Here is a 26,591-nt window from a genome sequence, read left to right as displayed (position 1 = left end):
CTTCAACCTCCAAGCGCGCCCTGCGTGTTGACATAGAGCGCGTAAATCGACTGGCTCGCCGCCATGAACAGGCGGTTGCGCTTCAACCCGCCGAAGCAGAGGTTGGCGCAACGCTCAGGCAGCGCGATGCGGCCGATCATGACGCCGTCAGGCGCGAACACGACCACGCCGTCGAGCTCGGGATCGCCCATGCCCCAGCCGCACCAGAGGTTGCCGTCGATGTCGAGGCGGAAACCATCCGGCGTGCCGGGGCCCGCATCGACGAACACGCGCTTGTTCGACAGTCTGTCGCCGGACGGCGAGACGTCATAGGCGAGGATCTTGCGGTTCGGCACGCCGCGGGACTCGATGACGTAAAGGATATTCTCGTCCGGCGAGAAGGCGAGGCCGTTCGGCCCGAGCACACCTTCGGCCACGATCGTCGCCTTGCCGGTCGCGACATCGAGGCGATAGACATTGGCGTCGATCTCGGGCTCGGCCTTGTAGCCCTCGTAATTGCCGAGCAGGCCGAAGGTCGGGTCGGTGAACCAGATCGTGCCGTCGGATTTCACCACGACGTCGTTCGGCGAGTTCAGCCGCTTGCCGTCGAAAGAGTCGATCAGCACCGTGATCGAGCCGTCATATTCGGTGCGGGTCACGCGGCGGCCGCCGTGCTCGCAGGTGATCAGCCGGCCCTGGCGGTCGCGGGTGTTGCCGTTGGCGAAGTTGGAGGGCTTGCGGAAATTGCTGACCGCGCCGGTCTCCTCTTCCCATTTGATGATGCGCTGGTTCGGGATGTCGCTGCACAGCAGATACCGCCCGTCGCCGAACCACACCGGACCTTCGGCCCACCGCAGACCGGTGGTCAGCCGCTCGACCGCGGACAGCTTCAGCCAGTATTTCTCGAAGCGCGGATCGAGTGCATGAATCGCCGGATCGGGATAATAGGTCGCCGGACGCCAGCCTGCGGAATGAGCATCGGACATTTGCTGTTCTCGTTGTTGTGTTTGGTTGGTATTTCCCTGGGCGGTTGGTTTGCTATCATTGTCGGCCTGCGACCGCAATTCAGTCGCGGCAGCCAGAGAAGACGAGGAACGGAATGCCACGCATATTGATGACCGGCGCGTCGGGTGGAATCGGCACGAGCTTGCGCAAGCTGTTGCCGCCGATCTATCCGGATCTGCTGCTGAGCGATTTGAAGCCGCCGGCCGATCTCGGACCGAACGAGACATTCAAGGCGGCCGACCTCGCCAATCTCGCAGAGGTCGAGGCGATCTGCGAGGGCGTCGACGGCATCATCCATTTCGGCGGCTATTCGGTCGAAGGCCCCTGGGACCCGATCCTTCAGGCCAACATCATCGGCGGCTATAACCTGTTCGAAGCCGCGTACCGGAAGGGCGTCAAGCGCGTGATCTTCGCGTCTTCCAACCATGCCGTCGGCTTCTATCCACGCCACCATCGCATCGGCACCGACGTGACGCCGCGGCCGGATGGTCGCTATGGCGTCAGCAAGGTGTTCGGCGAGGCCGTCGGCGCGCTCTATGCCGACAAGCACGGGCTGAAGGTCACCTGCATCCGGATCGGCAATTTCGGCGAGGTGCCACTGGATCACCGCCGGCTGTCGATCTGGCTGAAGCCTGAGGATCTCGTGCAGCTCTGCCGCATCGGGCTCGAGCATCCCGACATTCATTTCGAGATCTTCTACGGCGCTTCCTACAATGAGCGCGCCTGGTGGGACAATCACCGCGCCTATGATCTCGGCTATCGCCCGACCGGCCGCAGCGAGGAGCATGTGCAGCATGCCATGGCCGAGCAGGCCAAGCTGAAGCCTGATCCGGTCGGCGATTTCTACCAGGGCGGCTCGTTCTGCAGCATCGAATTCGATGGCGACAGGGAGAAGATCATCGATTGGAAGAAGTAGTCAATCCTCGCAGGCGGGCGGCGGCGGTTGCTTCTCGGCGCGCTCCTGCAACTTCTGTTGCGTTTCCTCTACGACTTTGGGTTCGATTCCGGGTCCGTGATAAGCATTGGCAAAGCCGGTCATCGAGAAGGAGAAGCTGAATTTCTGACCCGTCAGGCTCGTCGCTTGCATGGTGATGTTTTGCGCGCTCGCCAACCGGTCGAACATGTCGCTGTCGAGCGCGAACGTGCCGCCGCAACCGTTAGCATGGCAATGCTGGTTGGTGATCTTGATCGGAGCGTCTTGGTCAATCTGAATGCTGATGGGACCGTCGAGCATGGTGCGCGTGCCAACGTTCGCGCTCAGAACGGCTCGCTTGTTGCTCTGCAGGGCAAGCGTGATGAAACCACCGGAGGGCGCGCATTGACCTTTCGCTTCGATACCAACGAAGCAATTCGTCTCGGTTATGCAGTGCTTGATCCAGGGCTGATAGGTGAGCTCCGCCGCGCGCGGATCGGCCGCATGGCTGACGCCGGCGAGCGCGAGCAGCGCGGCCATCGATCCAGGTATCACGTAGCGCATCGCCGTTTCCTCCACGACAGGCCACGTAAGCTTCTATTGCGGCATTTTCTCGCCAGCGATCCGCGCCAGGTAGTCCGCCTTGCTGAACTGCATGTGATCGACGCAGAGCTGCGCCAGCGCCCAGCTGTCGCGGCCCTTCAGAAGTTCGATCATCAATTCGTGCTGGCGCCGCGACAATGCAAGGCCCTCGCTGTCGGCGAGATTTTTCGCGCGCATCGGCAAGGTCAGGTTCATGTAGTCCTGCAGCGAGCGCACCAGATAGGGATTGCCGCAGGCCGAGAATAGCGCAAGGTGGAAGGCGTCGTTGGTCTCGTGGATGCCGCGCATGTCCTGCGCGTCGGCGCGGGCGCAATACTGCCGCTGCAATTCGCTCAGTTCCGCGATCAGGCTCGCAGATGCGGGCAGGGGGATCATCAGCGCCGCCTGCCGTGTCAGCATCTCGCGCACCTCGTAAATCTGGCGGACCTCCTCGGCCGAGTAGAACCGCACCGTCGCGCCGACATTCTTCTCGCGCAGCACGATGCCCTGCCGCTCCAGCTGGAACAGCGCCTGACGGACAAAATGCCGGCTCGCGCCGTAGCGCTGCATCAGCGTATCCTCGACCAGCCGCAGGCCCGGCGCGAAGCGGCCGAAGATGATGTCCTCTTCCAGCCGGCGGATCACTTCCGCCTGTTCGTCCTCGCGGGAAGTGGGTGCAATGTCTGGTGGAGCGGCCTGGGCTTTCATGTGGTCCGGCTTCGATGGTCGCCGAAGGTCAGCATAGCGGTACCACCATTGTCAATAATAAGGCCTCCGTTGCGGCAATCTGTGGCACAAGAGCGTCAAGATTATCTCGTATTGACAATAATCCCCCGCGCTCCTTTAGTGCGGGCAAACCACCACAGGACACAAGAAAATGGCCGAAGGACTTCGCAAGGGACTGACGAGCTACGGCGATGCGGGCTTCTCGCTGTTCCTGCGCAAGGCCTTCATCAAGGCCATGGGCTATTCCGACGACGCGCTCAATCGCCCGATCGTCGGCATCACCAACACCTATAGCGACTACAATCCCTGCCACGGCAACGTCCCGCAGATCATCGAAGCGGTGAAGCGCGGCGTGATGCTGTCGGGCGCGATGCCGTTCGTGTTCCCGACCATCTCGATCGCCGAGAGCTTTGCGCATCCGACCTCGATGTATCTGCGCAATCTGATGGCGATGGACACCGAGGAAATGATCCGCGCCCAGCCGATGGATTCGGTCGTCGTGATCGGCGGCTGCGACAAGACCTTGCCGGCGCAGATCATGGCGGCGCTCAGCGCCGACCTGCCGACGGTTGTGATTCCGGTCGGGCCGATGGTGGTCGGTCATCACAAGGGTGAGGTGCTCGGCGCCTGCACCGACTGCCGACGGCTGTGGGGCAAATACCGCGCGGGTGAGATCGACGACGTCGAGATCGAGGCGGTCAACGGCCGTCTCGCACCGTCGGTCGGCACCTGCATGGTGATGGGCACCGCCTCTACCATGGCCTGCGTCACCGAAGCGCTCGGCCTGTCGCTGCCGATGAGCGCGACGATCCCGGCACCGCATGCCGAACGCTTCCGCTCCGCCGAGGCGAGCGGCCGCGTTGCCGCCGCGATGGCCAAGTCCAAGGGACCGAAGCCGAGTGAGATCCTGACTCCGTCGTCGTTCCGCAATGCGCAGATCGTGATGCAGGCGATCGGCGGCTCGACCAACGGCCTGATCCATCTGACTGCGATCGCCAACCGCTCGCCGCACAAGATCGACCTCCAAGCGTTCGACAAGCTCGGCCGCGAGGTGCCGGTGCTGGTCGACCTCAAGCCGTCGGGCGAGCATTACATGGAGCACTTCCATCACGCCGGCGGCGTGCCGAAGCTGATGGCGCAGCTCGGCGATCTCATCGATCTCGACGCCAAAACCATCACCGGCCAGACGCTGCGCGAGGTGGTCGAGGACGCGGAGGATGTGCCGGGCCAGGACGCGATCCGGCCCAGGACCAATCCGATCAAGTCGGAAGGTGCGATGGCGATCCTGCACGGCAACCTCGCGCCGCGCGGCGCCGTCATCAAGCAATCGGCGGCGAGCCCGAAGCTGTTGCAGCACACCGGCCGTGCCGTGGTGTTCGAGTCGGTCGAGGATATGACCCTGCGCGTCGATGATCCCGCGCTCGATGTCAGCGCCGACGACGTGCTGGTGCTGCGCAACGCCGGTCCCAAAGGGGCGCCGGGAATGCCGGAGGCGGGTTACCTGCCGATCCCGAAGAAGCTTGCGCGTACCGGCGTCAAGGACATGGTCCGCATCTCGGATGCGCGCATGAGCGGCACCGCGTTCGGCACCATCGTGCTCCACATCACCCCGGAATCGGCCGTCGGCGGTCCGCTGGCGCTGGTGAGGAACGGCGACATGATCCGCCTCGATGTCGCCAGGCGCAGCATCGATCTGCTGGTCGATGCGGCCGAACTCGAGAAGCGCCGCGCCGCGCTCGCACCCGCCATGACGCCCGGCTGGGCCAAGCGCGGCTACGCGCATCTCTTCAACGAGACGATCCTGCAGGCCGACGAAGGCTGCGACTTCGACTTCATGCGCGCCAAGGGGAAGTAGAGCCGGCGCACGAACACATCCGCTGCGAGCGTTGGCGCGCGAAAGCGTGGCAGGCTGGCTCAGGTGACTAGCGTCCGCCCGCTTGTTAGATTGTCGATAATCGTTCGCCATTTGCGATCGACATAGGCAATTCGGCGGTATCGCCGGCTGCTTTATTGACAATCCCGTGACCTTGATGGGATGATCCCTGCAATTAAAAACAGGGGAGGGGTCGCGATGGGTCATCCAGCGAATTTCATTGGCGCCGTGGCGGCTGCGGCCGTCGTGCTGCTGTCGTCCGCTGTGGGGGCGCAGGAGGTCAAGCACTACCGCTTCGCCTACGATCAGCCGCGCAACACCGGCTATTCGATCGCGGGCGATCTGTTCGCCGACAAGCTCAAGGAATTGAGCAAGGGCACCATGATCATCGATCAATATCCCGGTGCGCAGCTTGGCCAGGAGCCGCAGGTGCTGCAGCTCGTCAAGGCCGGCGACGTCGAGTTCGCGATCATTTCCTCGGCCAACACCGCGACGATCTCGCCGCAGGCCGGCGTGATGTCGCTGCATTTCCTGTTCCGCGACGAGAACCACGTGGTCAAGGGCTTGGCCGATCCCCGCGTCTTCGAAGCGCTGAAGACCATGATCGACGAGACCACGCAAGGCTTGCATGTGATCGCGACCGGCTCGCAGGGCGTGCGGCACATGTATTCGAAGAAGGAGATCCACAACGTCGGCGACATCAAGAGCCTGAAGATCCGCGTGCAGGCGACCGCGACCGAGGACACCATGTTCCCGGCCTATGGCGCGCAGACTGTGCACATGCCGTTCGGCAGCGTCTACACATCGCTGCAGACCGGCGTGGTCGACGTCGCCGAGAACAGCATCAACGTCTATCTCGTCAACAAGCACTACGAGGTCGCGCCGGTGCTGAACATCACCGAGCACGAGGCCAACAACGCGCTGGTGTTCGTCTCCGACAAGCTGTGGCAGAGCCTCTCCGCCGAGCAGAAGCAGTGGGTGCAGACCGCGGCGAACGAGATCAGCGCGAAGGAGCCGCAGAAGGCCTTCGACCTCGAGCGGACCGCCGCCGCCAAGCTGAAGTCGATCGGCGTCAAGATCGTCGACAATGTCGACAAGAAAAGCTTTACGGCGATCGCCGATCCCTATCTCGACAAGCTCGCCAAGGAGCTCGGCCCGCATGCGGTGAAGATCAAGGATCTGATCCGCTCGATCAACTAGACGCGCAGTCCGCGGCGGAGAGTTCGGGTCATGGCGATCGCCGATCGACTGGTGCTGCAGCGGCAGCGGCATCTGAAATGGCGGGCGCTCGACTGGCTCGAACTGGCGCTGATGGTGATCTGCGGCGTGCTGTGCTTCGGCTTCTCGCTGTCGGTCACCGCCGACATCGTCACGCGCACCATCGGCCATCCCTGGCTGTGGCTGCAGGAAGTCACGTCCACGCTGTTCATCTACGCGATCTTCATCGGCACGGCCGCGGCGACACGGCGCAACGACCACCTCTACCTGACCGCGATCTCGGAGGCGATGCACGGCGTGCCGCGGCTGATCGTCGAGATCATCATTCGCCTGGCGGTGCTCGGCGTCGCGTTCTGCCTGATCTGGTACGGCTACCAGAACTATCTGCGCGGCTTCGGCAGTTTTCGCCTGCCATCGGGCACGCCGATCGCCTCGCTGTATGCGATCATTCCGCTGTCGGGCATCCTGATCGGGCTGTTCACCGTCGAGCAGCTGGTCAACGGCATTCGTAACGGCTTCGATCATCCGGAGCCTCCGGAGGAGGAGGCCGCGATACCTGCGACGGATGCCAGCGTGCGGCCGGGAGTGCAGATATGAGCGCACCGGTCATCCTCGCCCTGATGTCGTTCTGCTTCCTGTTTTTCGGCTATCTCGGCGTCCCCGTGCCGTTCTCGCTGATGGCCGGCGTGTTCGTCGGCGCGCTGCTGGCGGATGTGTCGCTGGCGGCGATCATCCAGAAGATCTTCGACGGCGTCGATTCCGAGGCGCTGCTGGCGATTCCGTTCTTCCTGCTGGTCGGCGAGCTCATGAGCTCGGCCAATGTGGTGGTGCGCATCGCCAACCTCTCGATCTCGCTGGTCGGGCATATCAGGGGCGGGCTGTCGCAGGTCGTGGTCGTCTTCAGCATGTTCTTCTCGGAAATGTCCGGCTCGACCACCGCCGACGTCGCCGTGATGAGCCGCGCGCTCGGCGGGCCGATGAAGCGCGAGGGCTACGAGCCGGCCTTCATCGCTGCGATCATCGCCGCGGCCTCGACGATTGCGGCGCTGGTGCCGCCGAGCATCACGGCGGTGGTTTATGGCGCGGTCGGCAACGTGTCGATCGCCGGACTGTTCATGGCGGGGGTGGTGCCCGGGTTGATGATCGGCTTTGGGCTGATGATCTACTGCTACTTCTTCGGTCCCTCCGGCATGCGCAAGCCGCGTGCCCCCCTTCGACAAGTTGCGTTCGCGGCCGGAGATGCGGCGCTGCCGCTGATGATCCCGGTGATCCTGCTCGGCGGCATCCTCACCGGCTGGTTCACGCCGACCGAGGCCGGCGTCGTCGCGGTCGCCTACATCATCCTGGTCGTGATCCCGGCGCTGAACCGTGGGCACTTCACGAAAATCCCTTACGACTTCTGCCTCGCCGGCCTGATCTTCTCGCTGCCGCTGATCACGATCGGCGCCGCCAATGCGTTCGGCTGGATGCTCGCCTACCTCCGCGGCGCGATCTACATCGCGGACTGGATCACTTCGATTGCCGGCAATGATCCGCACCTGATCATGCTGCTGATGGTCCTCCTCTTCACCGTGGTCGGCGACTTCATCGAGCCGGTGCCGACCATCATCATCTTCATGCCGCTGGTCAACGCGCTCACCGACGCCGGCAGCATCAACGGCGTCCATATGGGCGTGGTGCTGATCGCAACGCTCGCCTTCGGCCTGATCACGCCGCCCTACGGCCTCGTCTTGCTGATGGCGTCGAAATTCGTCGGCATCAGTTTTGCGAAAGCCTTACGCGCGGCGCTGCCGATCTATGTCGTGTTCTTGGTCACCATCTGCTTCACGATCTACTTCCCCAAGGTCGTGCTGTGGCTGCCCAAGCAGGTGATCCCGGAATCGGTCGGCTGCTTCAAGGCGCCCGGCGGCACGGGTTACACTTGTCCAAACTGATCCTCATTTCGACTTGCTGGTGAACTTCTTCACCGCGACGCGGAAATCCTCCGTGTGCATCGACGCGACGATCCTGTGCTCCTCGGCATCGAGCTGCTGCTTCACCGGCGTATTGGCGGCCTGATAGACCAGCGACTTGGTGCCTGCGATCGCGGCCGCCGGATTTTGCGCGAGACGTTCGGCGAGCTGCCGCGTCGCCGCCTTCAATTCGGTTGCGGGCACGGTCTTGATGACCAGCCCCCATTCGACGGCTTGCTGTGCCGTGAACGTATCCTCTGCGAGGAAGATCTGCAGCGCGCGCCGGGTGCCGACCGTGCCGACGATGCCGACCGTGCTGCCGCCATCGGGTGAGACGCCGATCTTAGCATAGGCCGGGGTGAACTTGGCGTCATCAGCGGCGATGCAGAGGTCGGTCACGAAGGCGAGCCCCATGCCGGCGCCGGCGGCCGAACCATGCACGCTCGACACCACGATCTTCGGCATCCGGCGTACGCATTCGATGAAGGCGTGATAATGCCCGAGCATCTCGCCGACGACGGGCGTGACGTTATTCGCGCCGGCCGCGGCACCGATGGTCTGCAGATCGCCGCCGGCGCAGAAGGCGCGGCCTTCGCCTTCGATGACGAGCACGCGGACATCCTTGTTGGCCTCGACCTCGGCGCCGAGTTGTTCGAGCTTCTTCGCGATCGAGAGGTCGATCGAATTGAACGAGGTCGGGCGGTTCAGCGTGATGGTCGCGATCGGGCCGTCGATCCGGAGCAGAGCGGGTTCGGTGGCGGGCGAGGGGGCGGGTTCTGGCATAATGAAGACCTCCGGCAGGGTGTTTTCAGGCATTTAAGTCCTCGCCGGCAGGGGACGCAATCCGCCACAGACCCCCTTGCGTCGGCGCCCCCCATGGGGCCAAATGGCGCCGCCTTCGGGACGCAGACACGAGCGCTGCGGGGACGGGGCAAGCAAGCGAAACATCAGTGACAAGAGGAAACGGCATGGGTTGCTCCTGCTCGCTCGTATCCGGGCTGGTCCGATGACCGGCGCGGTCATCATCGTCGGTGCGGGACACGCCGGCTTCCAGCTCGCGGCGTCGCTGCGCCAGGCTGGCTTTGCGGAGCGCATCGCGCTGCTCAACGACGAGGGCCATCTGCCGTACCAGCGGCCGCCGCTCTCGAAGGCGTACCTGAAGGGAACCGGCGGGCCCGACAGCCTGATGTTCCGCCCCGACAAGTTTTACCAGGACAACAAGATCGAGCTGATCACCGACCGCGCCCACGCCATCGACCGCAATGCGCGGAAGGTGGCGCTGGCCTCCGGCAGTACGCTCGACTACGGCCATCTCATATTGGCGACTGGCGCGCGCAACCGCCTGCTCGATATCCCCAACGCCAGGCTCGAAGCCGTCCGTTACCTGCGGACGCTCGACGAGAGCCAGGCGCTGCGTGATCTGCTGAAGCCCGGCATGCGCGTGGTCGTGATCGGCGCCGGCTTCATCGGGCTTGAATTCGCCGCGACCGCGCGCGGCAAGGGTCTCGAGGTCGACGTCGTCGAGCTCGCCTCCCGCGTGATGGCGCGCGCCGTGACCGCGGAGATCTCCGAGTTCTCGCAAAGCCGCCACGCCGCCGCCGGCATCCGCATCCATCTCGGCGTCCAGGTGACGGGCATCGAGGCCGATGGTGCCAAAGTTACCGGCGTCAGCCTCAGCAACGGCACGCATATCCCGGCCGATCTCGTCGTGGTCGGTGTCGGCGTGCTGCCGAATGTCGAGCTCGCGGCCGAGGCTGGCCTTCCAACGGCGTCGGGCATCATCGTCGACGAGCACCTGCTGACCGCCGATCCCAACGTCTCCGCGATCGGCGACTGCGCGCTTTACACCAGCAAGCGGTTCGGCGGCTCGCTGCGGCTGGAGTCGGTGCAGAACGCGACCGATCATGCGCGCTGTGTGGCCGCGCGGCTCACCGGCAAGACCGAGGTCTATGACGGCGTGCCGTGGTTCTGGAGCGACCAGGGGCCGGACAAGCTGCAGATGGTGGGCCTCACCACCGGCTATGACCGTGTCGTGGTGCGCGGCGACCGCGCGCAGGGCGCGTTCTCGGCCTTCTGCTACAAGGGCGACGCGCTGCTCGGCATCGAGTCGGTCAACCGCGCCGGCGACCACATGTTCGGCCGCCGGCTGCTCGGTGCCGGCGGCTCGATCACGCCGCAGCAGGCGGGGGATGCGGGGTTTGATCTGAAGAGTGCGCTGGCGTGATCTTGTAGGGTGGGCAAAGCGTAGCGTGCCCACCATTCCCAGCGTTGCTCGTGATGGTGGGCACGGCGCAAGCGCGCCTTTGCCCACCCTACGCACCAAGCACCTCCCTGACCTCCTTCGCCGTCGGCATCGACGGCGCGGCGCCCATCCGTTGCACGCAGATGGAGGCGGCGGTGTTGGCGTAGGCCAGCGCATCGCGGAGCGGCTTGCCGCCGGCGAGCTGGGAGGCGAGGGCGCCGACGAAGCAATCGCCGGCGCCTGTGGTGTCGACCGCCTTCACCGCGCGGCCGGCGACCTGCAGCGGCTTGCCGTCGACCAGCGCCAGCACGCCGCGCTTGCCGAGGGTGACGCAGACGATCTTGCCTTGCGCCAGCGATCTTGCGGCCTCCGCAAAGCGCTCGGGCGCGTCGCTGTCACGCAGCTCGGTGCCGGTGAGGAAGCCGAGCTCGGTCTCGTTGAGGATCAGGATGTCGACGAGATCGAGCAGCGCCTTGTCGGCCTGCTTCGCCGGCGCCGGGTTGAGGATCGTGGTGGCGCCGGCGGCGCGGGCGCGCGCGAAGAACGCCGCGATCGTCGGCAGCGGAATCTCGAACTGGCTGACCGCGACATCGCCCTTGGCAAGCACGGGAGAAGCGACATCGTCGCCATCGACCCGCGCATTGGCGCCGGGCACAACGACGATGGTGTTGTCGGCGTCCGCGATGGTGATGATCGCGGTGCCCGAATGCACATCGGCGGTGTCCTTGACGAAGCCGACATCGACCCCTTGCGCGCCCAGGAACGTCCGCAACTCCTGCCCGAACGCGTCATTGCCGAGCCGGCCGATCAGCGTCGTCGGCACGCCCTGCTTGGCGGCTGCGACGGCCTGATTGGCGCCCTTGCCGCCCGGGAAATACAGCACGGCCTGTCCCGCGACGGTTTCGCCGATGCGCGGATGCCGTTCGGCGGTCGCCACGACATCCATGTTGATGCTGCCGGCGACGAAGACGCGCCCCATTCTCGTTTCCCCCCAATTATCTTTGTCTTGTGTGTCTTGTGCTTTGTATCTCGTCGGGCATGATCTCGGGGATCATGCCTCAAGCGGTCAAGCCTCGGCGCGATATTCCTGCTTCACCGCAGCGATATCGGTCAGCGTCGGCAGGCCGGCCTCGTTGCCGAGCTTCTGGATCTTGAAGGTCGAGGCCGCGCGCGCAAACTTGAAATGCTCCTGCCAGCCTTTGCTCGGATTGGAGAGATAGGAATAGACGTAGGCCCCGTGGAAGACGTCGCCTGCGCCATTGGTGTCGATGACGCGCTCGCGCGGGATCGGCAGCGCCGGCAGCGTGCGCACTTCGCCGGCCTCGTCATACCAGAGCAGGCCGCGCTCACCCTGGGTGACGCCGCCGACCTTGCAGCCGCGGCTCTTCAGATAGTCGAGCATCTGCTCCGGTGTCTTGTCCATCTGCTCGCAGAGCCGTTCGGCGACGATCGCGACGTCGATGTAGCCGAGCAGCTCATGGGTGTTGGTGCGCAGGCCGCCGCCGTCGAGCGAGGTCATGATGCCTTCCTCGCGGCACTGCTTGGCGTAGTGGATCGCAGCGTCCGGCTGGTGGCCGTCGATATGCAGCGCCTTGCAGCCCTTCAGGTTGAGCAGCGGGAAGGGGTGGATGTGCTGGTCGTCGCGGCAGCGGACGATGGCGCGCTTGCCGTCCTTGGGCATGATGAAGGACAGCGAGGAGGAGTTGACCTTCCGGGGATGCAGCGAGATGCCGTAGCGGTCGGTCATGTCCCAGAACATCCGCCCCAGCCAGTCGTTGGCCATGGTGGCGATCAGGTCGGGCGCGATGCCGAGCTTGGCGCAGCAAAATGCCGCGGTGACGGCGTTGCCGCCGAACGAGACCGCATAGGCGTCGGCGACATGCTTCTCGTCGCCGGTCGGCATGTGGTCGGTGATGAAGGTGACGTCGATATAGGTCTGTCCAATGAAGAGAGCCTGCATTCGCTTTCCGTCGTGGCTTGGGGTGATCCCGGCCGGCGCGGCAACACTAGCACCGCCGCCGGTTCGAGTTCGCTGAAATTATTCGCATCCCTGCCTGGTTTGCGGCTAAAAGCGGGGGATGTGACGCGACTGCGACGGGTTCGGATCACGCCATAACCGCCGACGCGCGCCTTGGGTTCCTGATAGCATCGCTCAAGGGAGGGGATCATGACGGCAGATTTGAGGACAGGGCGGCCATGATCAGCGGTCTCGACCACGTCGTCGTACTGACCAGCGATATTGCCGCGGCTGCTGCCTCCTACGAGACGCTGTTCGCCCGCGCGCCGGCCTGGCGCAACAGTGGCGACGGCGCCGACCGCGTGCTGTTCACGCTGGACAACACCACGCTGGAATTGATGGCGCCTGATGGCAGCGGGGAGGCGGCCGACCGGGTCCGCAGCGCGCTGGTGACGCAGGGCGAGGGGCTGGCGAGCCTCTGCTTCCGCACCTCCGATATCGCGAAGCTGCACCGCCGGCTCGACCGGCTGACGTTGCGGCCGGAGCCGGTCGCCGAGGTGGTGAGCCGCGACGCGACCAGCGGCGCCGTGCTGTCGTGGAAGCGCACCCGCGCCGCGACCGAGGCGACGCGGGGCGTGCGAATGTTCTTCCTGGAGCGCGACCAGGAGCGGCCGCTTTCGGTGCGCACCACGCCCGGGTCGATCACCGCGATGGATCATGTCGTCGTCTCCACCGCCGACCCCGAGCGGGCCGCCGCGCTGTACGGCGCGCGGCTCGGGCTCGACATGGCGCTCGATCGTTCGCATCCGGACTGGGGCCGGCTGATGTTCTTCCGCTGCGGCGATCTCATCGTCGAGGTCACGCACAAGCCCGGCAAGGAAAAGAACAAGGCGAGCGCCGAGGCGCCCGATCGCCTGCGCGGCATCTGCTGGCGCGTCGCCGATATCGAGGCCACCCACGCGCGGCTGGTGGCCGCCGGCGTCGGCGTCTCCGAAATCCGCACCGGCCGCAAGCCGGGAACGAAGGTGATGACCGTGCGCAACGGCACCTGCGGCGTGCCGACGCTGCTGGTGCAGCCATCGGCGGGGAAGGGGGAGTGATCCCTAAGCGCCGCCATTCGATCGGTGTCATCGCCCGGCTTGACCGGGCGACCTAGTATTCCAGAGACGGCCGCGATTGAGCCGATGGGCCGCGGCGTACTGGGTCGCCCGCTTTCGCGGGCGATGACAGTTGAGTGTGAGGATACAACTTCGCATTCTCGCGGCATGATCTGCCCGAGTTTTCCATCTCGTTCCGCCCTCTCTCCTGAAAGAGGGCGCAGGGAAGACCGGGTGCACGCTGCACCCGCGGTCCCGTGCGCAATGATAGAAAGTGGCGCACACGGGCATACAAATGCAGCGGAGGCACGCCGGCCTTCCCTGCGCGATGGCTTTACGGCTTATACGTGCTCGCCCTGGTGAGACTCTGCTTTTGTGCCACCATCATCCGCAAGGAACTTTCGTCCCTCGCTGACTTGCCACCAACATCGGGGCGGCAGGCCCACACGATTTCACCGTACGCCTTGCGCGCGCATGTCACTCGCACGCTCGGCGTCCACCGCATCCCAGCCCGCGTTCGTGACATTGCGCAACGCCCCTCAGTGGGTGAGATGGCCTATCTATAGCATAATCAGAAATTCGAGTAAAGTGGAAATATTTTTGCGCACAGGCCTTGCGCCGTCGGGCAAATCAGCAGTATGGGGCACGAAGCCGCAGGGCGGATTAGCCGCAGGCGTAATCCGCCGACCGGTGTCGCCGCGAAGGATGGCGGATTACGCTTCGCTAATCCGCCCTACGCATTGGCGACATCCTTCATTCTCAATGCGCGCAGCCCATGCTACATTCATCCACCCGCCACCATTGAGCGACCCAATTGGCAAAAGCAAAACGGACACTGCGATGGCAGCGCGACCCTGAGGGGATGCGGCTGCGCATCCTGGAGGCGGCGAAGCAGGAGTTTGCCGCGCATGGGCTTGCCGGCGCGCGGGTCGACCGCATTGCGGAGCAGGCCGGCGCCAACAAGCGCATGCTGTACTACCATGTCGGCAACAAGGAGGATCTCTATCTCGAGGTGCTGGAAGGCGCCTATGAGAAAATCCGGGCCGAGGAGCGCACGCTCGACCTCGAGCATCTCGATCCGCCCGAGGCGATCGCGCGGCTGATCGACTTCACCTGGAACTATTTCCTGCGCAATCCCGAGTTCCTGGCGCTGCTCAACACCGAGAACCTCGCGAAAGCCAAGCACCTGAAGCGCTCGACCAAGGTCAAGTCGATGCATTCGCCCTTCGTCGAGATGATCCGCACCGTGGTGACGCGCGGCGTCGCGAGCGGGGACTTCCGCGCCGCGGTCGATCCGGTGCAACTGTACATCTCGATCGCCGGGCTGGCGTTCTTCTACCTCTCCAACAGCGCGACGCTCAGCGTGATCTTCGGCCGCGACCTCCTGAAGAAGGAGGCGCGCGACGAGCGGCTCGAGCACATGACCGCGCTGGTGCTGGCGGCGCTGACGGGGAAGTCGACGGCGGTGTTCGGCAAGGGCAAGCTGCGTGGGCTTACGGCGGCAGAAGCCATTTGATCAAGCCATTTGATCGTCGTCCTGGCGAACACCAGGACCCATTACCACCATTATTGGTTGTTGAAGAACGCTGTGCCCCCAGCGCAGCAAGCCAATGCGCATTTGGGGTAATGGGTCCTGACTTTCGTCAGGACGACATCGAAGAGTTGGAAGCGCCGGACCGCGGACTCCTCGACGGTAAAATCATCACCCTGCGAAAGTAGCGATTTTGCCGCGGACGGAGGGCTGGACAGTATTTATCCAACGGGTTAAATTCTCCGCCGAATAAGCAAGAAGCTCAGGGAGTACGAAGTGGCGGAGGCGAGGAGCCCTTCAGGTCTGTCGAAGCTGCTGAACGCGGCGTGGGTGCGGCCGTTTCTGTTCCTGGTGTTCATCGTGGTCGCATGGGATTTGGCGATCCGGCTGTTCCATATTCCCGCCTATCAGATCCCGTCGCCCGGCGACGTCGTTGCCGTCCTGAAGACCGATTGGCCTGAGCTGCTGCGGCAATCCTGGCCGACGACTTATGCGACGATCTGCGGCTTCCTGCTGTCGGCGCTGTTCGGCATTCCCGTGGCGATGCTGATCGCGGGGTCGAAGACGGTGGAGACCTATGTCTATCCGCTGCTGGTGTTCTCGCAGTCGGTGCCGAAGATCGCGATCGCGCCGCTGTTCGTGGTGTGGTTCGGTTTCGGCATCATCCCGAAAGTGATCTCCGCATTCCTGCTCGGCTTCTTCCCGGTGGTGGTCTCGGCGGTGCAGGGGTTCAAATCCGTCGACCCCGACATGGTCGATCTCGCGCGCGCCATGCAGGGCAGCCGCTTCAAGGTGTTTTGCGCGGTGAACCTGCCGCATGCGATGCCGGCGATCTTCTCCGGCCTGAAAGTGTCGGTGACTTTGGCTGTGGTCGGCGCCGTCGTCGGCGAGTTCGTCGGCTCCAATTCCGGGATCGGCTATGTGATGCAGCGCTCGATCGGCACCTTCGATCTGCCGACGATGTTTGCTGCGCTGGTCATTCTCGCACTGCTCGGCGTGATCCTGTTCTGGATCGTCGACCGCATCGAGCGGCTCGTCATCCCCTGGCACGTCAGCCAGCGCGACGACATCATTTTTGCTTCGTAGAGAGAAGAACCGTCATTGCGAGCGAAGCGACTTGTCCGCCGTAGCCTTGGCGAAGGCGGAAGCAATCCATAGCGCCACAAGTTGAGAGATGGATTGCTTCGTCGCTTCGCTCCTCGCAATGACGGAAAACAAGAGCGAGATTAAGGGAGAACGAGACATGATGAAGTGGATTTTGGCCCTCGTTGCGACGCTGGCCTGGACGGCCTCGGCCTCCGCGGCCGACAAGGTCGTGCTGATGCTGAACTGGTATGTCTATGGCGAGCACGCGCCGTTCTATTACGGCAAGGCCAAGGGCATCTATGCCGCCGAGGGCATCGACCTCGAGATCCAGGAAGGCCGCGGCTCGGCCGCGACGACGCAGGCCGTGGCCGCCAAGACCGCCGATTTCGGCTATGTCGACGTGCCCACCATGATGCGCGCGGCGGTGAAGGGCGCGCCTGTGATTGCGACCGGCGTGCTGCTACAGACCAGTCCGATGTCGGCGATGGGCTTTGTCGACAAGAACATCAGGAAGCCGGAAGACATCAAGGGCAAGACGGTGGCGATCACGCCGGCGGATTCGATGACGCAGATCTGGCCGCTGTTCCTGAAGAAGACGGGCCTGAAGGAAAGCGACTTCCAGACGGTGGCCGGCGACGGCCAGACCAAGCTCAACGCCGTGATCAACGGCCAGGCGGACTTGCTGCTCGGCTATGTCATGGACCAGTCGATGAAGATCAAGGACGCGACGGGTAAGGACGTCTATCCGATCAAGTTCGCCGACTACGGCATCAACATGGTCTCCTCGGGCATCATCGCCAACACCGATTATGTGAAGGCCAATGCCGACCTGGTCCGCCGCTTCATGTCGGCGACGACCAAGGCTGTCGAAGCCGCCGAGAAGGAGCCGAAGGCGGCGGCGCAATCGATCCTCGATGCCAACCCCAAGGGCGGCAAGATCGATACGCTGACCCAAGGCTTCGAGCTGACGATCCCGCTCTATCGCACGGCGGAGACCAAGGCCAAGCGGCCGTTCCAGGTCACCGACCAGAACATGACCGACACGGTCAACCTGATGGTCGAATATGGCGGCCTCGATGCCAAGGCCAAGGACAATCCGAAGGCGTTCTACACCAACAGCTATCTGCCGAAAGGCTACTCGTGATCGACGGCCTCGTGGTTCGAGACGCGCGGCGTTGCCGCGCTCCTCACCATGAGGGTCCAAGACCTCATCCTGAGGAGGCGCGCAGCGCCGTCTCGAAGGATGAAGCCCCCGAATTCGAAGTTGTTGAACTGGACTTGGCTGAATGACTCCATTGTCGAAAGCAACCGATATCAGCCAACCGGCCGCCCATCTGCGCCTGGTATCCGATCGCGCAGGCGGCGCCACGCCGGGGATCAAGCTCTCAGGCGTCTCAAAGACCTACCGGTCGCGCGACGGCGATGTGCCGTCGCTGCGGCCGCTCGACTTCACCATCAATGACGGCGAGTTCTTCGTCGTGGTCGGACCAAGCGGCTGCGGCAAGTCCACGCTGCTCAAGATGATCTCGGGCCTGTTGCCGCCGACCACCGGCGAGGTGCTGGTCGACGGCGAGAAGGTCACGAAACCGCACGGCAATGTCGGCATCGTGTTCCAGAACGCGCTGCTGCTGCCCTGGCGCAACATCCTCTCCAATGTGATGCTGCCGATCGACATGAAGGGGCTCGCACGCGACAAATATCTCGCCCGCGCCAAAGAGCTGTTGAAGCTGGTCGGTCTCGAGGGTTTTGAGAAGAAGCTGCCGTGGCAGCTGTCCGGCGGCATGCAGCAGCGCGCCTCGATCTGCCGGGCGCTGGTGCATGATCCCAAGATCATGCTGATGGACGAGCCGTTCGGCGCGCTGGATGCCATGACGCGCGAGCGCATGAATGTCGAGCTGATGCGGATCCAGCGCGAGACCGGCAAGACGGTGCTGCTGATCACGCATTCGATCCCGGAAGCGGTGTTCCTCGCCGACCGCGTGCTTGTCATGACCGAGCGCCCCGGCGCGATCGCCGCGATCTACGACGTGCCGCTGCCGCGGCCGCGCTCGCTGGACACGATGTCGGACCCCGTTTTCACCGAGATGGTGGCGCGGATCAGGAAGCATTTCTTCACCCAGGGTACGCTGGACTGAGATGGGCACGAAGATCACCGCGCGCTTCACCTCGCCCCGCTTGCGGGGAGAGGTCGGGATTCGCCTTAGCGAATTCCGGGTGAGGGGGAGCTTCCGCGAGTCCCGCTGTGGAGAGAGCCCCTCACCCCAACCCTCTCCCCGTGAAGAACGGGGAGAGGGGGAACTGGCACCTCGCTCAATGTCTGATCAGTTGTAAGAGCCCTCGATGCCGCTTCGCCTCGCCGTGCGCGATATCGCCTTCTTCGAACGACCGGTGCCGTTTGCGCGGCCGTTCCGCTTTGGCGCGGTGACGATCACGGCCTCGACGCAAGTCTTCGTGCGGGTCGAGATCGAGGTGGAGGGCAAGGGCCGCGCGGTCGGCGCCAGCGCCGAGATGCCGGCGCCAAAGTGGTTCGACAAGCGGCCACATCTGTCGGCGGAGCAGACGGTCAGCCAGTTGCCGCGCGCGCTCGACATCGCGCGCGAGCTCTATCTGGCGGACAAGCGTTTTGACACCGCGTTCGGGCTGCATGCCGGATGCATCGGTGCGCAGGTCGTGGCGTGTGCGAAGGAAGACATCCCGCCGCTCGCCGCAGCCTTTGGGCCGGCGGAAATCGACAAGGCGATTCTGGACGCGCTGCTGCGTGCCGCGGGCGTCAACTTCTTCGACGGCATGGCGGCCAACATCGCCGGAATCGATGCGCGGCTGTCACGCGATCTCGATGACATCGAGATTGCGCAGTTCCTCGCTCACCGCAGGCGTCTCGATCGCGTCGCGGTCAGGCATACGGTCGGCATGGACGACACGGTCGAAGGCGACGGCGGTGTTGCCGACGCAAAAGAGAACGCCGGCGCGCGCTACTTCAAGCTCAAGCTGAACGGCGATCCCGTGCATGACGCGGAGCGGCTGGTGCGGATCGGAAAGGAACTGGCGAAGCTGCCCTATGCGTACAAGGTGACGCTCGATGCCAATGAGCAGTATGCCGACCTCGCCGCGTTGAACGCGCTGGTCGATCGCCTCGAGCATGACCGCGCGCTGGAGCCGATCGCCTCAAAACTGCTCTACATCGAGCAGCCGATGCCGCGCGATATCACCAGGACGTCTCCGCTGGGCGCGCTCGCCGCGGGAAACTTCATCATCGACGAGGCCGACGATTCCTACGATGCATTCCCGCAGGCGCGGACGCTGGGCTATCGCGGCATCTCCTCGAAATCGTGCAAGGGGCTGTACAAGTCGGTCATCAATGCCGCGCGCGCCGCGAAATGGAGCGCCGATGGCGCGACGTATTTTATCAGCGGTGAGGATTTGACTTGCCAGGCCGGGCTTGCCGTGCAGCAGGATCTCGCGCTCGGCGCGCTGATCGGCGTGACCCATGCCGAGCGCAACGGGCATCACTATGTCGACGGCTTTGTCGATACGCCGGCCGCGGAAGCCGACGCGTTTCTTGCCGCGCATCCCGATCTCTACAGGCGCGAGGCCGGCAAGGTTCGTCTCGCGATTCATGACGGCGATCTCCTGACGGAATCGCTGACTGTCCCCGGTTTTGCCAGCGCGGTTCATCCGGACTGGTCCACCCTCCAGCCGCTGCAGCGGCCACACCCACGCGTTTCAAGGGAGTACACCCAATGACCACCCAACGCCTCGGCCTGATCATGAACGGCGTCACCGGCCGGATGGGGCTCAACCAGCATCTGATCCGCTCGATCGTCGCGATCCGCGAGCAGGGCGGCGTGCTCCTAGAGAATGGCGACCGCGTGATGCCTGATCCGATCCTGGTCGGCCGCGATGCCGAGAAGGTCGCTAGCCTGGCCAAGCGCTTCAACATCGAGCGCCACACCACCGATCTCGACCGCGCGCTCGACAACAGAAGTGACACCGTGTTCTTCGATGCCGCGACCACGCAGGCGCGGCCCTCGCTGCTGACGAAAGCGATCAACGCCGGCAAGCACGTCTATTGCGAGAAGCCGATCGCGACCAACCTGGAAGAGGCGGTCGCGGTGGTGAAGCTCGCCAACGCAAAGGGCCTCAAGCACGGCACGGTGCAGGACAAGCTGTTCCTGCCGGGCCTGAAGAAGCTCGCCTTCCTGCGCGACTCCGGCTTCTTCGGCCGCATGCTCTCGGTGCGCGGCGAGTTCGGCTACTGGGTGTTCGAGGGCGGCTGGCAGGAGGCGCAGCGGCCGTCGTGGAACTACCGCGCCGAGGACGGCGGCGGCATCATCCTCGACATGGTCTGCCACTGGCGCTACGTGCTCGACAATCTCTTCGGCGAGGTGCAGTCGGTGACCTGCCTCGGCACGACGGATATCCCCGAGCGCTATGACGAGAAGGGCAAGGCCTACAAGGCGACCGCTGACGATTCCGCCTACGCCACGTTCCAGCTCAAGGGCGGTGTGATCGCGCATATCAACATGAGCTGGGTGACGCGAGTCTATCGCGACGATCTCGTCACCTTCCAGGTCGACGGCACGCACGGATCGGCGGTCGCCGGCCTCACGGACTGCATGATCCAGGCCCGCCAGGCGACGCCGCGGCCGGTGTGGAACCCCGACGAGAAGCGGCTGCATGATTTCTACGGCGACTGGCAGCGGGTGCCCGAGAATGTCGTCTACGACAACGGTTTTAAAGAGCAGTGGGAGATGTTCATCCGCCACGTCTGTGAGGATGCGCCCTACAAGTATACGCTGCTCGAAGGCGCCAAGGGCGTGCAGCTCGCCGAATGCGCGCTGAAGAGCTGGAAGGAGCGGCGCTGGATCGACGTCGCGCCGATCGCGGTCTGAGGAGGACGTCATGAACAAGCCAGTCCTGCCGATGTCTTCGCTGTCGCTAAAGTTGCCGACCGCCGGCGGTGGCATCGAGACCTATCGTCTCGCGGCCTCGCGGACGTTTCCCGCCAAGCTGGAGGGGACGCTGAACCGTGTCGCCTTCTCCGCGGCGCATGTCGTCGCCGATCCACGTGCCGACGTCGATCCCTGGTTGACAGCGGCAATCGATTGGGACCGGACGATTGCCTTCCGCGAGCACGTCTGGGACCTCGGCCTTGGCGTGGCCGAAGCGATGGATACCGCGCAGCGCGGCATGGGGCTCGACTGGACAACCTCACTGGAGCTGATCCAGCGCTCGGTGAAAGCCGCGAAGGCGCGCGGCAATGCGCTGGTGTTCTCAGGTGCGGGCACCGATCACCTCGCAGTGGAAAATGCAAAATCGATCGACGACGTGATCCGCGCCTATGAGGAGCAGATCGCGGCGGTCGAGAAGGCCGGCGGCCGCATCATCCTGATGGCGTCGCGGGCACTGGCCAAGCTCGGCAAGAGCGCGGAGGACTATGCGAAGGTCTACGACCGCGTGCTGGGTCAGGTCCGCGAGCCCGTCATCATCCACTGGCTCGGCGACATGTTCGATCCGGCGCTCAGCGGCTATTGGGGCACCGCCGATCTCGACCGTGCCATGGACACGGCGGTTGCGATCATCAACGCCAATGCGGCGAAGGTCGATGGCGTCAAGGTGTCTCTGCTCGACAAGCAGCGCGAGATCGACATGCGCCGGCGGCTCGACAGCCGCGTGAAGATGTATACCGGCGACGACTTCAACTATGCCGAACTGATCGCCGGCGACGACAAGGGATTTTCCCACGCGCTGCTCGGCATCTTCGATGCGATCGCGCCCGCGGCGTCCTACGCGCTGTCGCGGCTCGCGGCCGGCGACGAGGCCGGCTTCCACGACGTGCTCGGCCCGACGGTGCCGCTGTCGCGCCATATCTTCAAGGCGCCGACCCGGTTCTACAAGACCGGCATCGTATTCATGGCGTATCTCAACGGCCACCAGGATCACTTCACGATGGTCGGCGGGCAGGAGAGCACGCGCTCGACCCTGCATCTCGCCGAGCTGTTCCGTCTTGCCGACAAGGCCGGCCTGCTCGCCAATCCGGAGCTCGCGACGAAGCGGATGCAGGCGGTGCTGGCCACGCGCGGCATTGAATCCTGATGCGTGACTTTTCCAACGACCACCGCTGGCTGTCGCTGAACACGGCGACGGTCCGCAAGCAGGGCGATCTCGTGGAGATCATCGACGCCTGCGCGCGTCACGGCATCCGCGCCATCGATCCCTGGCGTGACCAGGTCGCCAGCGTTGGACTCGAACGCGCGGTGCGTGCGGTGCGCGATGCCGGGCTCGATCTGTCAGGCTATTGCCGCGGTGGCATGTTTCCGGCTGATGCCGCCCACCGCATCGAAGCGCGCGACGACAATCGCCGCGCGGTCGATGAGGCCAAGGCGCTCGGCGCCAGCTGCATCGTGCTCGTCGTCGGCGGCCTGCCGCAATATTCGCGCCCGGGCAGCGCAGCCTCGAAGGATATCGTCGCGGCCCGCAACCAGGTGCAAGACGGCCTCGCCGAGATGCTGGAGTATGCCAAGCAGGCCAAGCTGCCGCTCGCGATCGAGCCGCTGCATCCGGCCTATGCCGCCGACCGCGCCTGCGTCAACACGACCAAACACGCGCTCGATCTCTGCGATGCGCTCGATCCCAATCGGACCGGCGTGATCGGTGTCGCGCTCGACGTGTATCACATCTGGTGGGATCCGGAGCTGATGGGCCAGATCGCGCGCGCCGGAAAGGATCGGCTGCTCGCGTTCCATGTCTGCGACTGGCTGGTGCCGACCAAGGACATCCTCAACGACCGCGGCATGATGGGCGACGGCGTGATCGACATCAAAGCTGTGCGCGCGGCGGTCGAGGCGCAGGGCTATGCCGGCTATTCGGAGATCGAGATCTTTTCCACCGACTGGTGGGGCAAGCCGATGGATGAGGTTTTGCAGACCTGCGTCGCGCGGCACAAGACTGTCGTGTGAATTGTAGGGTGGGCAAAGCGCAGCGTGCCCACCTTCGCGAGCGCGTCGCGAATGGTGGGCACGGCGCTACGCGCCTTTGCCCACCCTACATATTCGGGGGCGCTTAGGGACCTGCGACCTGCTGCAGGGTGTTGAAGCGCGCCTTCTGCTCGCTGCCCAGCGTGGCATAGAATTCGTCCAGCGCCGGCTCGATCAGTTTGGCCGCCTTCAGCATGGCCTCCAGCCGCTGCTGCATTGCCTCCAGCCGGCCGACCGGCGTCAGCGGCACCGCGTTCGGGCACGCGGCCTGCAGCTCCTCGATCGCCTTTGCGGTTCCCTCGCTCAGGCGGTCGAGCGCCTCCTTCTGCTTGCCGGCCGGCTGCAGCGAGGCCTCGATCCGCTTGATCGGCAATTGGGCGAGGTCGGACTTCGGATCACCGCAGCTCGCCGGCTGCGCTCCCGCGTCCTGCTGTTGCGGCGCGCGCTCGCCGACATGCGGGCCAAGCGCGTTGAAGCGCGCCTGCTGCTCGTCATTGAGCGAGTTGTAGAAACTCTCCAGCGCAGGCCGCACGATCCTGACCGCCTCCAGCGTCGCGCTCATTCGGCTCATCATCGCGCGCAAGCGGCCGGGCGGGGTCAGGGCATAATTGTCGGTGCAGGAGTCCTTGAAGGCATCGGCCGCCTTCGTTGCCGCGGTCTTCAATTCGTCGAGCAGGGCGCGCTGCTCCGCCGTCGGCCGCACCGCCCGTGTGATGTCCGCAAGCGGCCAGGCCGTGACGCCCTTGTCCGGCTCTCCGCACAATTGCCGGACCGCCTGCGCGCCCGCAGCGCTGCGTTGACGCGTCCGATAACCGGCGGCTCCCCGATCGTCGTACGGGGTGAGGCTCGCATAGGCCGAATAGCGACTGTCGCCACCCCAGAACACGGTGTCGACGAAGTCATCATAGGCATAGGCCCAATAGCCGGGGTCGTAGGCATAGGACCAGAACGTGTAGTCGAAGATGTCGGAATAGGCGTAGGGCCAGAACACCGGGCCAAGCCACGCCACGAACGCCGCGCGATGGCCGCGTCGCCAGGCATGCCGTGGCGCCCAGCCGCCTTCACGCGCGGCCAGCGCCGTCTGAACGCGCGGCTGGTCGCGGAAGCGCGCGGCAAATCGCTCGCGCTGCGCCGCCTGCGCGGCGGCGGTGGTCGCAGCGGCTGCACCTGCGGTCGCCGCCAGTCCCAATCGCTGCTGGCGCGCCAGGTCGGTTTGCTGGATGCGCTGCTCCCGCTGCAGCAGGCGGTTCTGCGTCTGCAGGGTGCGATCGTGCAGGCGCTGCGCGCGCGCGCCTTCGACCTTCTGCGACTGCAATTGCTGCACGCGTTGCTGCAGGCGATCGATCCGGGTCTGCCGCTCCGCGGTCTGGCGCGACAGCGTCTCACGCTGCCGCTGCTGCACCATCTGCTGGCGCTGCTGGATGAACTGCTGATGCTGTTGCGCGCGCTGCTCGATCCGCTGCTGCCGCTCGCTCACCTGCGGCGCGCTCGGACGTGACGGCGCGGCGATGCGTGGCGCCTGACGTTGCGGCGGTGCCTCACGGCGGAATTCGGGACGTGGCGCCGCGCTGCGTGGCGCGGCAATATGGGGAGCCATGCGCGGTGGTGGCGCTGCGATGTGTGGTGTCGGGCGCGGCGCCATCGCCGGCCGCTGTGCCGGATGGAACGCAGGTGCGGCTGGCCGGGCCATGGCCGGTGGCGGGGCGGCGCGCATCGGGGGCGGCGCGGCCGGACGCGCCATTGCGGGGGGCGGAGAGGGGTGTGCCATGGCCGGTGGTGCTGCGGGCCGTGCCGCCTGTGCTGGCGGTCCACCACCTCCCTGTGGTCCACCCCGTCCATGCGGCTGCGCAGAAGCGCCGACGCTCACCGCCAGCATCGAGACACCAACCAAAAACGCCGAAAGGCAGCCGCTCCGGGGAAGCATGGGCGTAGCTCTCCGTTTGTCCCAATCGCCCGCAGGAACCAACGCCTGGACAGCGGAATCGTTCGTTACGGGACGTGGCGGGCGGTTGCGATCTTCCGACGCAGGCGGCGGTCAGAGATCCTGCGTCAGCGCGGCATCGATCCGTTCCAGCGCCCAATCGACCTGATCGGCGGTGATCACCAGCGGCGGCGCGATGCGGATGGTGTGCTCGTGGGTGTCCTTGGCGAGCAGGCCGCGCGCCTGCAGCGCCGTGCAGTAGCGGCGGGCGCCGCCGGCCTCCGGGTGAAGCTCGACCGCCAGCATCAATCCGCGCCCGCGCACCTCGCGGACGATGTTGGCGCGGATCTCCTGCAGCCCGGCGAGAAAGCGTGCGCCCTGCCGCGCCGCGTTCTCGATCATACCTTCCTCGACCAGCACGCGCAGCGCCGCCCGCGCCACCGCGCAGGCGAGCGGATTGCCGCCGAAGGTCGAGCCGTGCTGGCCGGGCTTCAGCGTGCCGAGCACATCGTTGTTGGAAAGCACCGCCGACACCGGATAGAAGCCGCCCGACAGCGCCTTGCCGAGCAGCGTCACATCGGCCTCGATGCCTTCGTGCTGCTCGGCGAGAAGCTTGCCGGTGCGGCCGAGCCCGGTCTGGATCTCGTCGAGCACCAGCATGACATTGTGTGTGGTGCAGAGTTCGCGCACGCGGGTGAAATAGCCCGGCGGCGGGATGATGACGCCGGCCTCGCCCTGGATCGGCTCGACCAGGAAGGCCGCGGTATTCGGCGTGATCGCCTGCTCGAGCGCGGCGGCGTCGCCGAACGGGATGATCCTGAAGCCTGGCGCGAACGGCCCGAAATGTCCGGTCGTGGCCGGATCGGTCGAGAAGCCGACGATGCCGAGCGTGCGTCCATGGAAGTTGTCGGCGCAGACGATGATCTCGGCCTGGCCATCAGGCACGCCCTTCACCTCATAGGCCCATTTGCGCACCGACTTGATCGCGCTCTCCACCGCCTCGGCGCCGCTGTTCATCGGCAACACCTTGTGCGAGCCGGTCAGCTGCGCGAGCTCTTCGTAGAACGGCGCGAGCTGGTCGTTGTGGAAGGCACGCGAGGTCAGCGTCAACCGGTGTGCCTGCTCGATCATCGCCGCCAGGATTTTTGGATGGCAGTGGCCCTGGCTGACCGCCGAATAGGCCGAGAGACAATCGAGGTACCGGTTGCCGTCAGTGTCCCACACAAAGACGCCTTCGCCGCGGGACAGCACGACCCCGATCGGCGCGTAATTGTGGGTGCCGAAGCGTGCTTCGGTTGCGAGGAAGTCGGCGACCGATGAGCTCATGCCACGTCACTCCCGCCTGCTGCGCAGTCAAGACTACACCAAACTGCGTTTGCAGTTGATTTGGGCATCAGCCCGTCCACAGGGAAGTCCCGTGGCCGGCCAAATTCACGAGGGGCTTATAGACGGTGCGTAGATTCCATGGGCGGTGAGCGTGGCCTCTCCGATAGGTTTGGGTTTCCACACTCGAACCCACGGAGAGTCAGATG

24 protein-coding genes are annotated in these 26,591 nt (G+C 64.8%); 16 read left to right on the top strand and 8 right to left on the bottom strand.

Annotated elements, in window-relative coordinates:
• Nucleotides 1-2 precede the first annotated feature (2 nt).
• Nucleotides 3-965, bottom strand: a complete 963-nt coding sequence (locus tag JQ604_RS34790; RefSeq protein ID WP_212365245.1) for an SMP-30/gluconolactonase/LRE family protein — start codon at nucleotides 963-965, stop codon at nucleotides 3-5.
• Between the two features lie 113 nt (nucleotides 966-1,078).
• Here JQ604_RS34790 and JQ604_RS34785 point away from each other — a divergent pair, with 113 nt between their 5' ends.
• On the top strand, nucleotides 1,079-1,900 hold the full coding sequence (locus JQ604_RS34785; protein ID WP_212365244.1) for an NAD-dependent epimerase/dehydratase family protein: 822 nt from the start codon (nucleotides 1,079-1,081) through the stop codon (nucleotides 1,898-1,900).
• Here the strand turns inward: JQ604_RS34785 and JQ604_RS34780 are convergent, their stop codons facing one another.
• Both JQ604_RS34780 and JQ604_RS34775 read right to left on the bottom strand, forming a co-directional pair.
• Nucleotides 1,901-2,461: an invasion associated locus B family protein gene (locus JQ604_RS34780; protein WP_212365243.1), complete on the bottom strand. Its 561-nt coding sequence runs from the start codon at nucleotides 2,459-2,461 to the stop codon at nucleotides 1,901-1,903.
• A gap of 33 nt (nucleotides 2,462-2,494) precedes the next feature.
• Complete coding sequence (locus tag JQ604_RS34775) at nucleotides 2,495-3,187, bottom strand: GntR family transcriptional regulator (RefSeq protein WP_212365242.1); 693 nt, start codon at nucleotides 3,185-3,187, stop codon at nucleotides 2,495-2,497.
• 169 nt (nucleotides 3,188-3,356) lie between these two features.
• On the opposite strand from JQ604_RS34775, the gene JQ604_RS34770 reads away from it, so the two are divergent.
• From JQ604_RS34770 to JQ604_RS34755, 4 genes are all read left to right on the top strand, one after another.
• The gene (locus JQ604_RS34770) at nucleotides 3,357-5,060 is read left to right on the top strand and encodes an IlvD/Edd family dehydratase (protein ID WP_212365241.1); all 1,704 of its coding nucleotides are present in this window, start codon (nucleotides 3,357-3,359) and stop codon (nucleotides 5,058-5,060) included.
• Nucleotides 5,061-5,276: 216 nt separating this feature from the next.
• The gene (locus JQ604_RS34765) at nucleotides 5,277-6,278 is read left to right on the top strand and encodes a TRAP transporter substrate-binding protein (protein ID WP_212365240.1); all 1,002 of its coding nucleotides are present in this window, start codon (nucleotides 5,277-5,279) and stop codon (nucleotides 6,276-6,278) included.
• Between the two features lie 30 nt (nucleotides 6,279-6,308).
• The gene (locus tag JQ604_RS34760; RefSeq protein WP_212365239.1) at nucleotides 6,309-6,893 is read left to right on the top strand and encodes a TRAP transporter small permease; all 585 of its coding nucleotides are present in this window, start codon (nucleotides 6,309-6,311) and stop codon (nucleotides 6,891-6,893) included.
• Nucleotides 6,890-8,230, top strand: coding sequence for a TRAP transporter large permease (locus tag JQ604_RS34755; protein ID WP_212365238.1), 1,341 nt, complete (start codon nucleotides 6,890-6,892; stop codon nucleotides 8,228-8,230). The genes JQ604_RS34760 and JQ604_RS34755 overlap by 4 nt, the downstream gene beginning before the upstream one ends.
• A gap of 3 nt (nucleotides 8,231-8,233) precedes the next feature.
• On the opposite strand, the gene JQ604_RS34750 is transcribed toward JQ604_RS34755, so the two are convergent.
• Nucleotides 8,234-9,031, bottom strand: coding sequence for an enoyl-CoA hydratase/isomerase family protein (locus tag JQ604_RS34750; protein WP_212365237.1), 798 nt, complete (start codon nucleotides 9,029-9,031; stop codon nucleotides 8,234-8,236).
• Between the two features lie 223 nt (nucleotides 9,032-9,254).
• On the opposite strand from JQ604_RS34750, the gene JQ604_RS34745 reads away from it, so the two are divergent.
• Nucleotides 9,255-10,472 (top strand): NAD(P)/FAD-dependent oxidoreductase, encoded by a 1,218-nt coding sequence (locus JQ604_RS34745; protein WP_212365236.1) that lies wholly within the window; start codon nucleotides 9,255-9,257, stop codon nucleotides 10,470-10,472.
• Nucleotides 10,473-10,560: 88 nt separating this feature from the next.
• Here the strand turns inward: JQ604_RS34745 and rbsK are convergent, their stop codons facing one another.
• Complete coding sequence (gene rbsK / locus JQ604_RS34740) at nucleotides 10,561-11,469, bottom strand: ribokinase (RefSeq protein ID WP_212365235.1); 909 nt, start codon at nucleotides 11,467-11,469, stop codon at nucleotides 10,561-10,563.
• An 87-nt stretch (nucleotides 11,470-11,556) separates the two neighbouring features.
• Nucleotides 11,557-12,450 carry a sugar kinase gene (locus tag JQ604_RS34735; RefSeq protein ID WP_212365234.1) on the bottom strand — a complete coding sequence of 298 codons (894 nt, stop codon included), beginning with the start codon at nucleotides 12,448-12,450 and terminating at the stop codon, nucleotides 11,557-11,559.
• A gap of 236 nt (nucleotides 12,451-12,686) precedes the next feature.
• On the opposite strand from JQ604_RS34735, the gene JQ604_RS34730 reads away from it, so the two are divergent.
• The 10 genes from JQ604_RS34730 to JQ604_RS34685 all read left to right on the top strand — a co-directional run bounded on the left by JQ604_RS34730 (nucleotide 12,687) and on the right by JQ604_RS34685 (nucleotide 23,120).
• Complete coding sequence (locus tag JQ604_RS34730) at nucleotides 12,687-13,547, top strand: VOC family protein (RefSeq protein WP_212365233.1); 861 nt, start codon at nucleotides 12,687-12,689, stop codon at nucleotides 13,545-13,547.
• A gap of 859 nt (nucleotides 13,548-14,406) precedes the next feature.
• Nucleotides 14,407-15,060, top strand: a complete 654-nt coding sequence (locus JQ604_RS34725) for a TetR/AcrR family transcriptional regulator (RefSeq protein ID WP_249159104.1) — start codon at nucleotides 14,407-14,409, stop codon at nucleotides 15,058-15,060.
• Complete coding sequence (locus JQ604_RS34720; protein ID WP_212365231.1) at nucleotides 15,057-15,263, top strand: hypothetical protein; 207 nt, start codon at nucleotides 15,057-15,059, stop codon at nucleotides 15,261-15,263. The genes JQ604_RS34725 and JQ604_RS34720 overlap by 4 nt, the downstream gene beginning before the upstream one ends.
• Nucleotides 15,264-15,351: 88 nt before the next feature.
• Nucleotides 15,352-16,161, top strand: coding sequence for an ABC transporter permease (locus JQ604_RS34715; RefSeq protein WP_212365230.1), 810 nt, complete (start codon nucleotides 15,352-15,354; stop codon nucleotides 16,159-16,161).
• A gap of 157 nt (nucleotides 16,162-16,318) precedes the next feature.
• Nucleotides 16,319-17,305, top strand: coding sequence for an ABC transporter substrate-binding protein (locus JQ604_RS34710; RefSeq protein WP_433996315.1), 987 nt, complete (start codon nucleotides 16,319-16,321; stop codon nucleotides 17,303-17,305).
• A gap of 142 nt (nucleotides 17,306-17,447) precedes the next feature.
• Nucleotides 17,448-18,296, top strand: a complete 849-nt coding sequence (locus JQ604_RS34705; protein WP_212365229.1) for an ABC transporter ATP-binding protein — start codon at nucleotides 17,448-17,450, stop codon at nucleotides 18,294-18,296.
• Nucleotides 18,297-18,501: 205 nt separating this feature from the next.
• The gene (locus JQ604_RS34700) at nucleotides 18,502-19,905 is read left to right on the top strand and encodes a mandelate racemase/muconate lactonizing enzyme family protein (RefSeq protein WP_212365228.1); all 1,404 of its coding nucleotides are present in this window, start codon (nucleotides 18,502-18,504) and stop codon (nucleotides 19,903-19,905) included.
• Nucleotides 19,902-21,053, top strand: coding sequence for a Gfo/Idh/MocA family protein (locus tag JQ604_RS34695; protein WP_212365227.1), 1,152 nt, complete (start codon nucleotides 19,902-19,904; stop codon nucleotides 21,051-21,053). The genes JQ604_RS34700 and JQ604_RS34695 overlap by 4 nt, the downstream gene beginning before the upstream one ends.
• A 10-nt stretch (nucleotides 21,054-21,063) precedes the next feature.
• Complete coding sequence (locus JQ604_RS34690; RefSeq protein ID WP_212365226.1) at nucleotides 21,064-22,257, top strand: dihydrodipicolinate synthase family protein; 1,194 nt, start codon at nucleotides 21,064-21,066, stop codon at nucleotides 22,255-22,257.
• Nucleotides 22,257-23,120, top strand: coding sequence for a sugar phosphate isomerase/epimerase family protein (locus JQ604_RS34685; RefSeq protein WP_212365225.1), 864 nt, complete (start codon nucleotides 22,257-22,259; stop codon nucleotides 23,118-23,120). The genes JQ604_RS34690 and JQ604_RS34685 overlap by 1 nt, the downstream gene beginning before the upstream one ends.
• A 103-nt stretch (nucleotides 23,121-23,223) precedes the next feature.
• Here JQ604_RS34685 and JQ604_RS34680 read toward each other — a convergent pair whose 3' ends face one another.
• Both JQ604_RS34680 and rocD read right to left on the bottom strand, forming a co-directional pair.
• Complete coding sequence (locus tag JQ604_RS34680) at nucleotides 23,224-24,828, bottom strand: Spy/CpxP family protein refolding chaperone (RefSeq protein ID WP_283818048.1); 1,605 nt, start codon at nucleotides 24,826-24,828, stop codon at nucleotides 23,224-23,226.
• A gap of 345 nt (nucleotides 24,829-25,173) precedes the next feature.
• Nucleotides 25,174-26,385, bottom strand: coding sequence for an ornithine--oxo-acid transaminase (gene rocD, locus JQ604_RS34675; RefSeq protein WP_212365224.1), 1,212 nt, complete (start codon nucleotides 26,383-26,385; stop codon nucleotides 25,174-25,176).
• Nucleotides 26,386-26,591: the final 206 nt, after the last annotated feature.

Source organism: Bradyrhizobium jicamae, assembly GCF_018130695.1.
Classification (GTDB): domain Bacteria; phylum Pseudomonadota; class Alphaproteobacteria; order Rhizobiales; family Xanthobacteraceae; genus Bradyrhizobium; species Bradyrhizobium jicamae_B.
The sequence above is the reverse complement of the archived record's forward strand: the minus strand, read 5'-3'. Positions and strand labels throughout refer to the sequence as shown.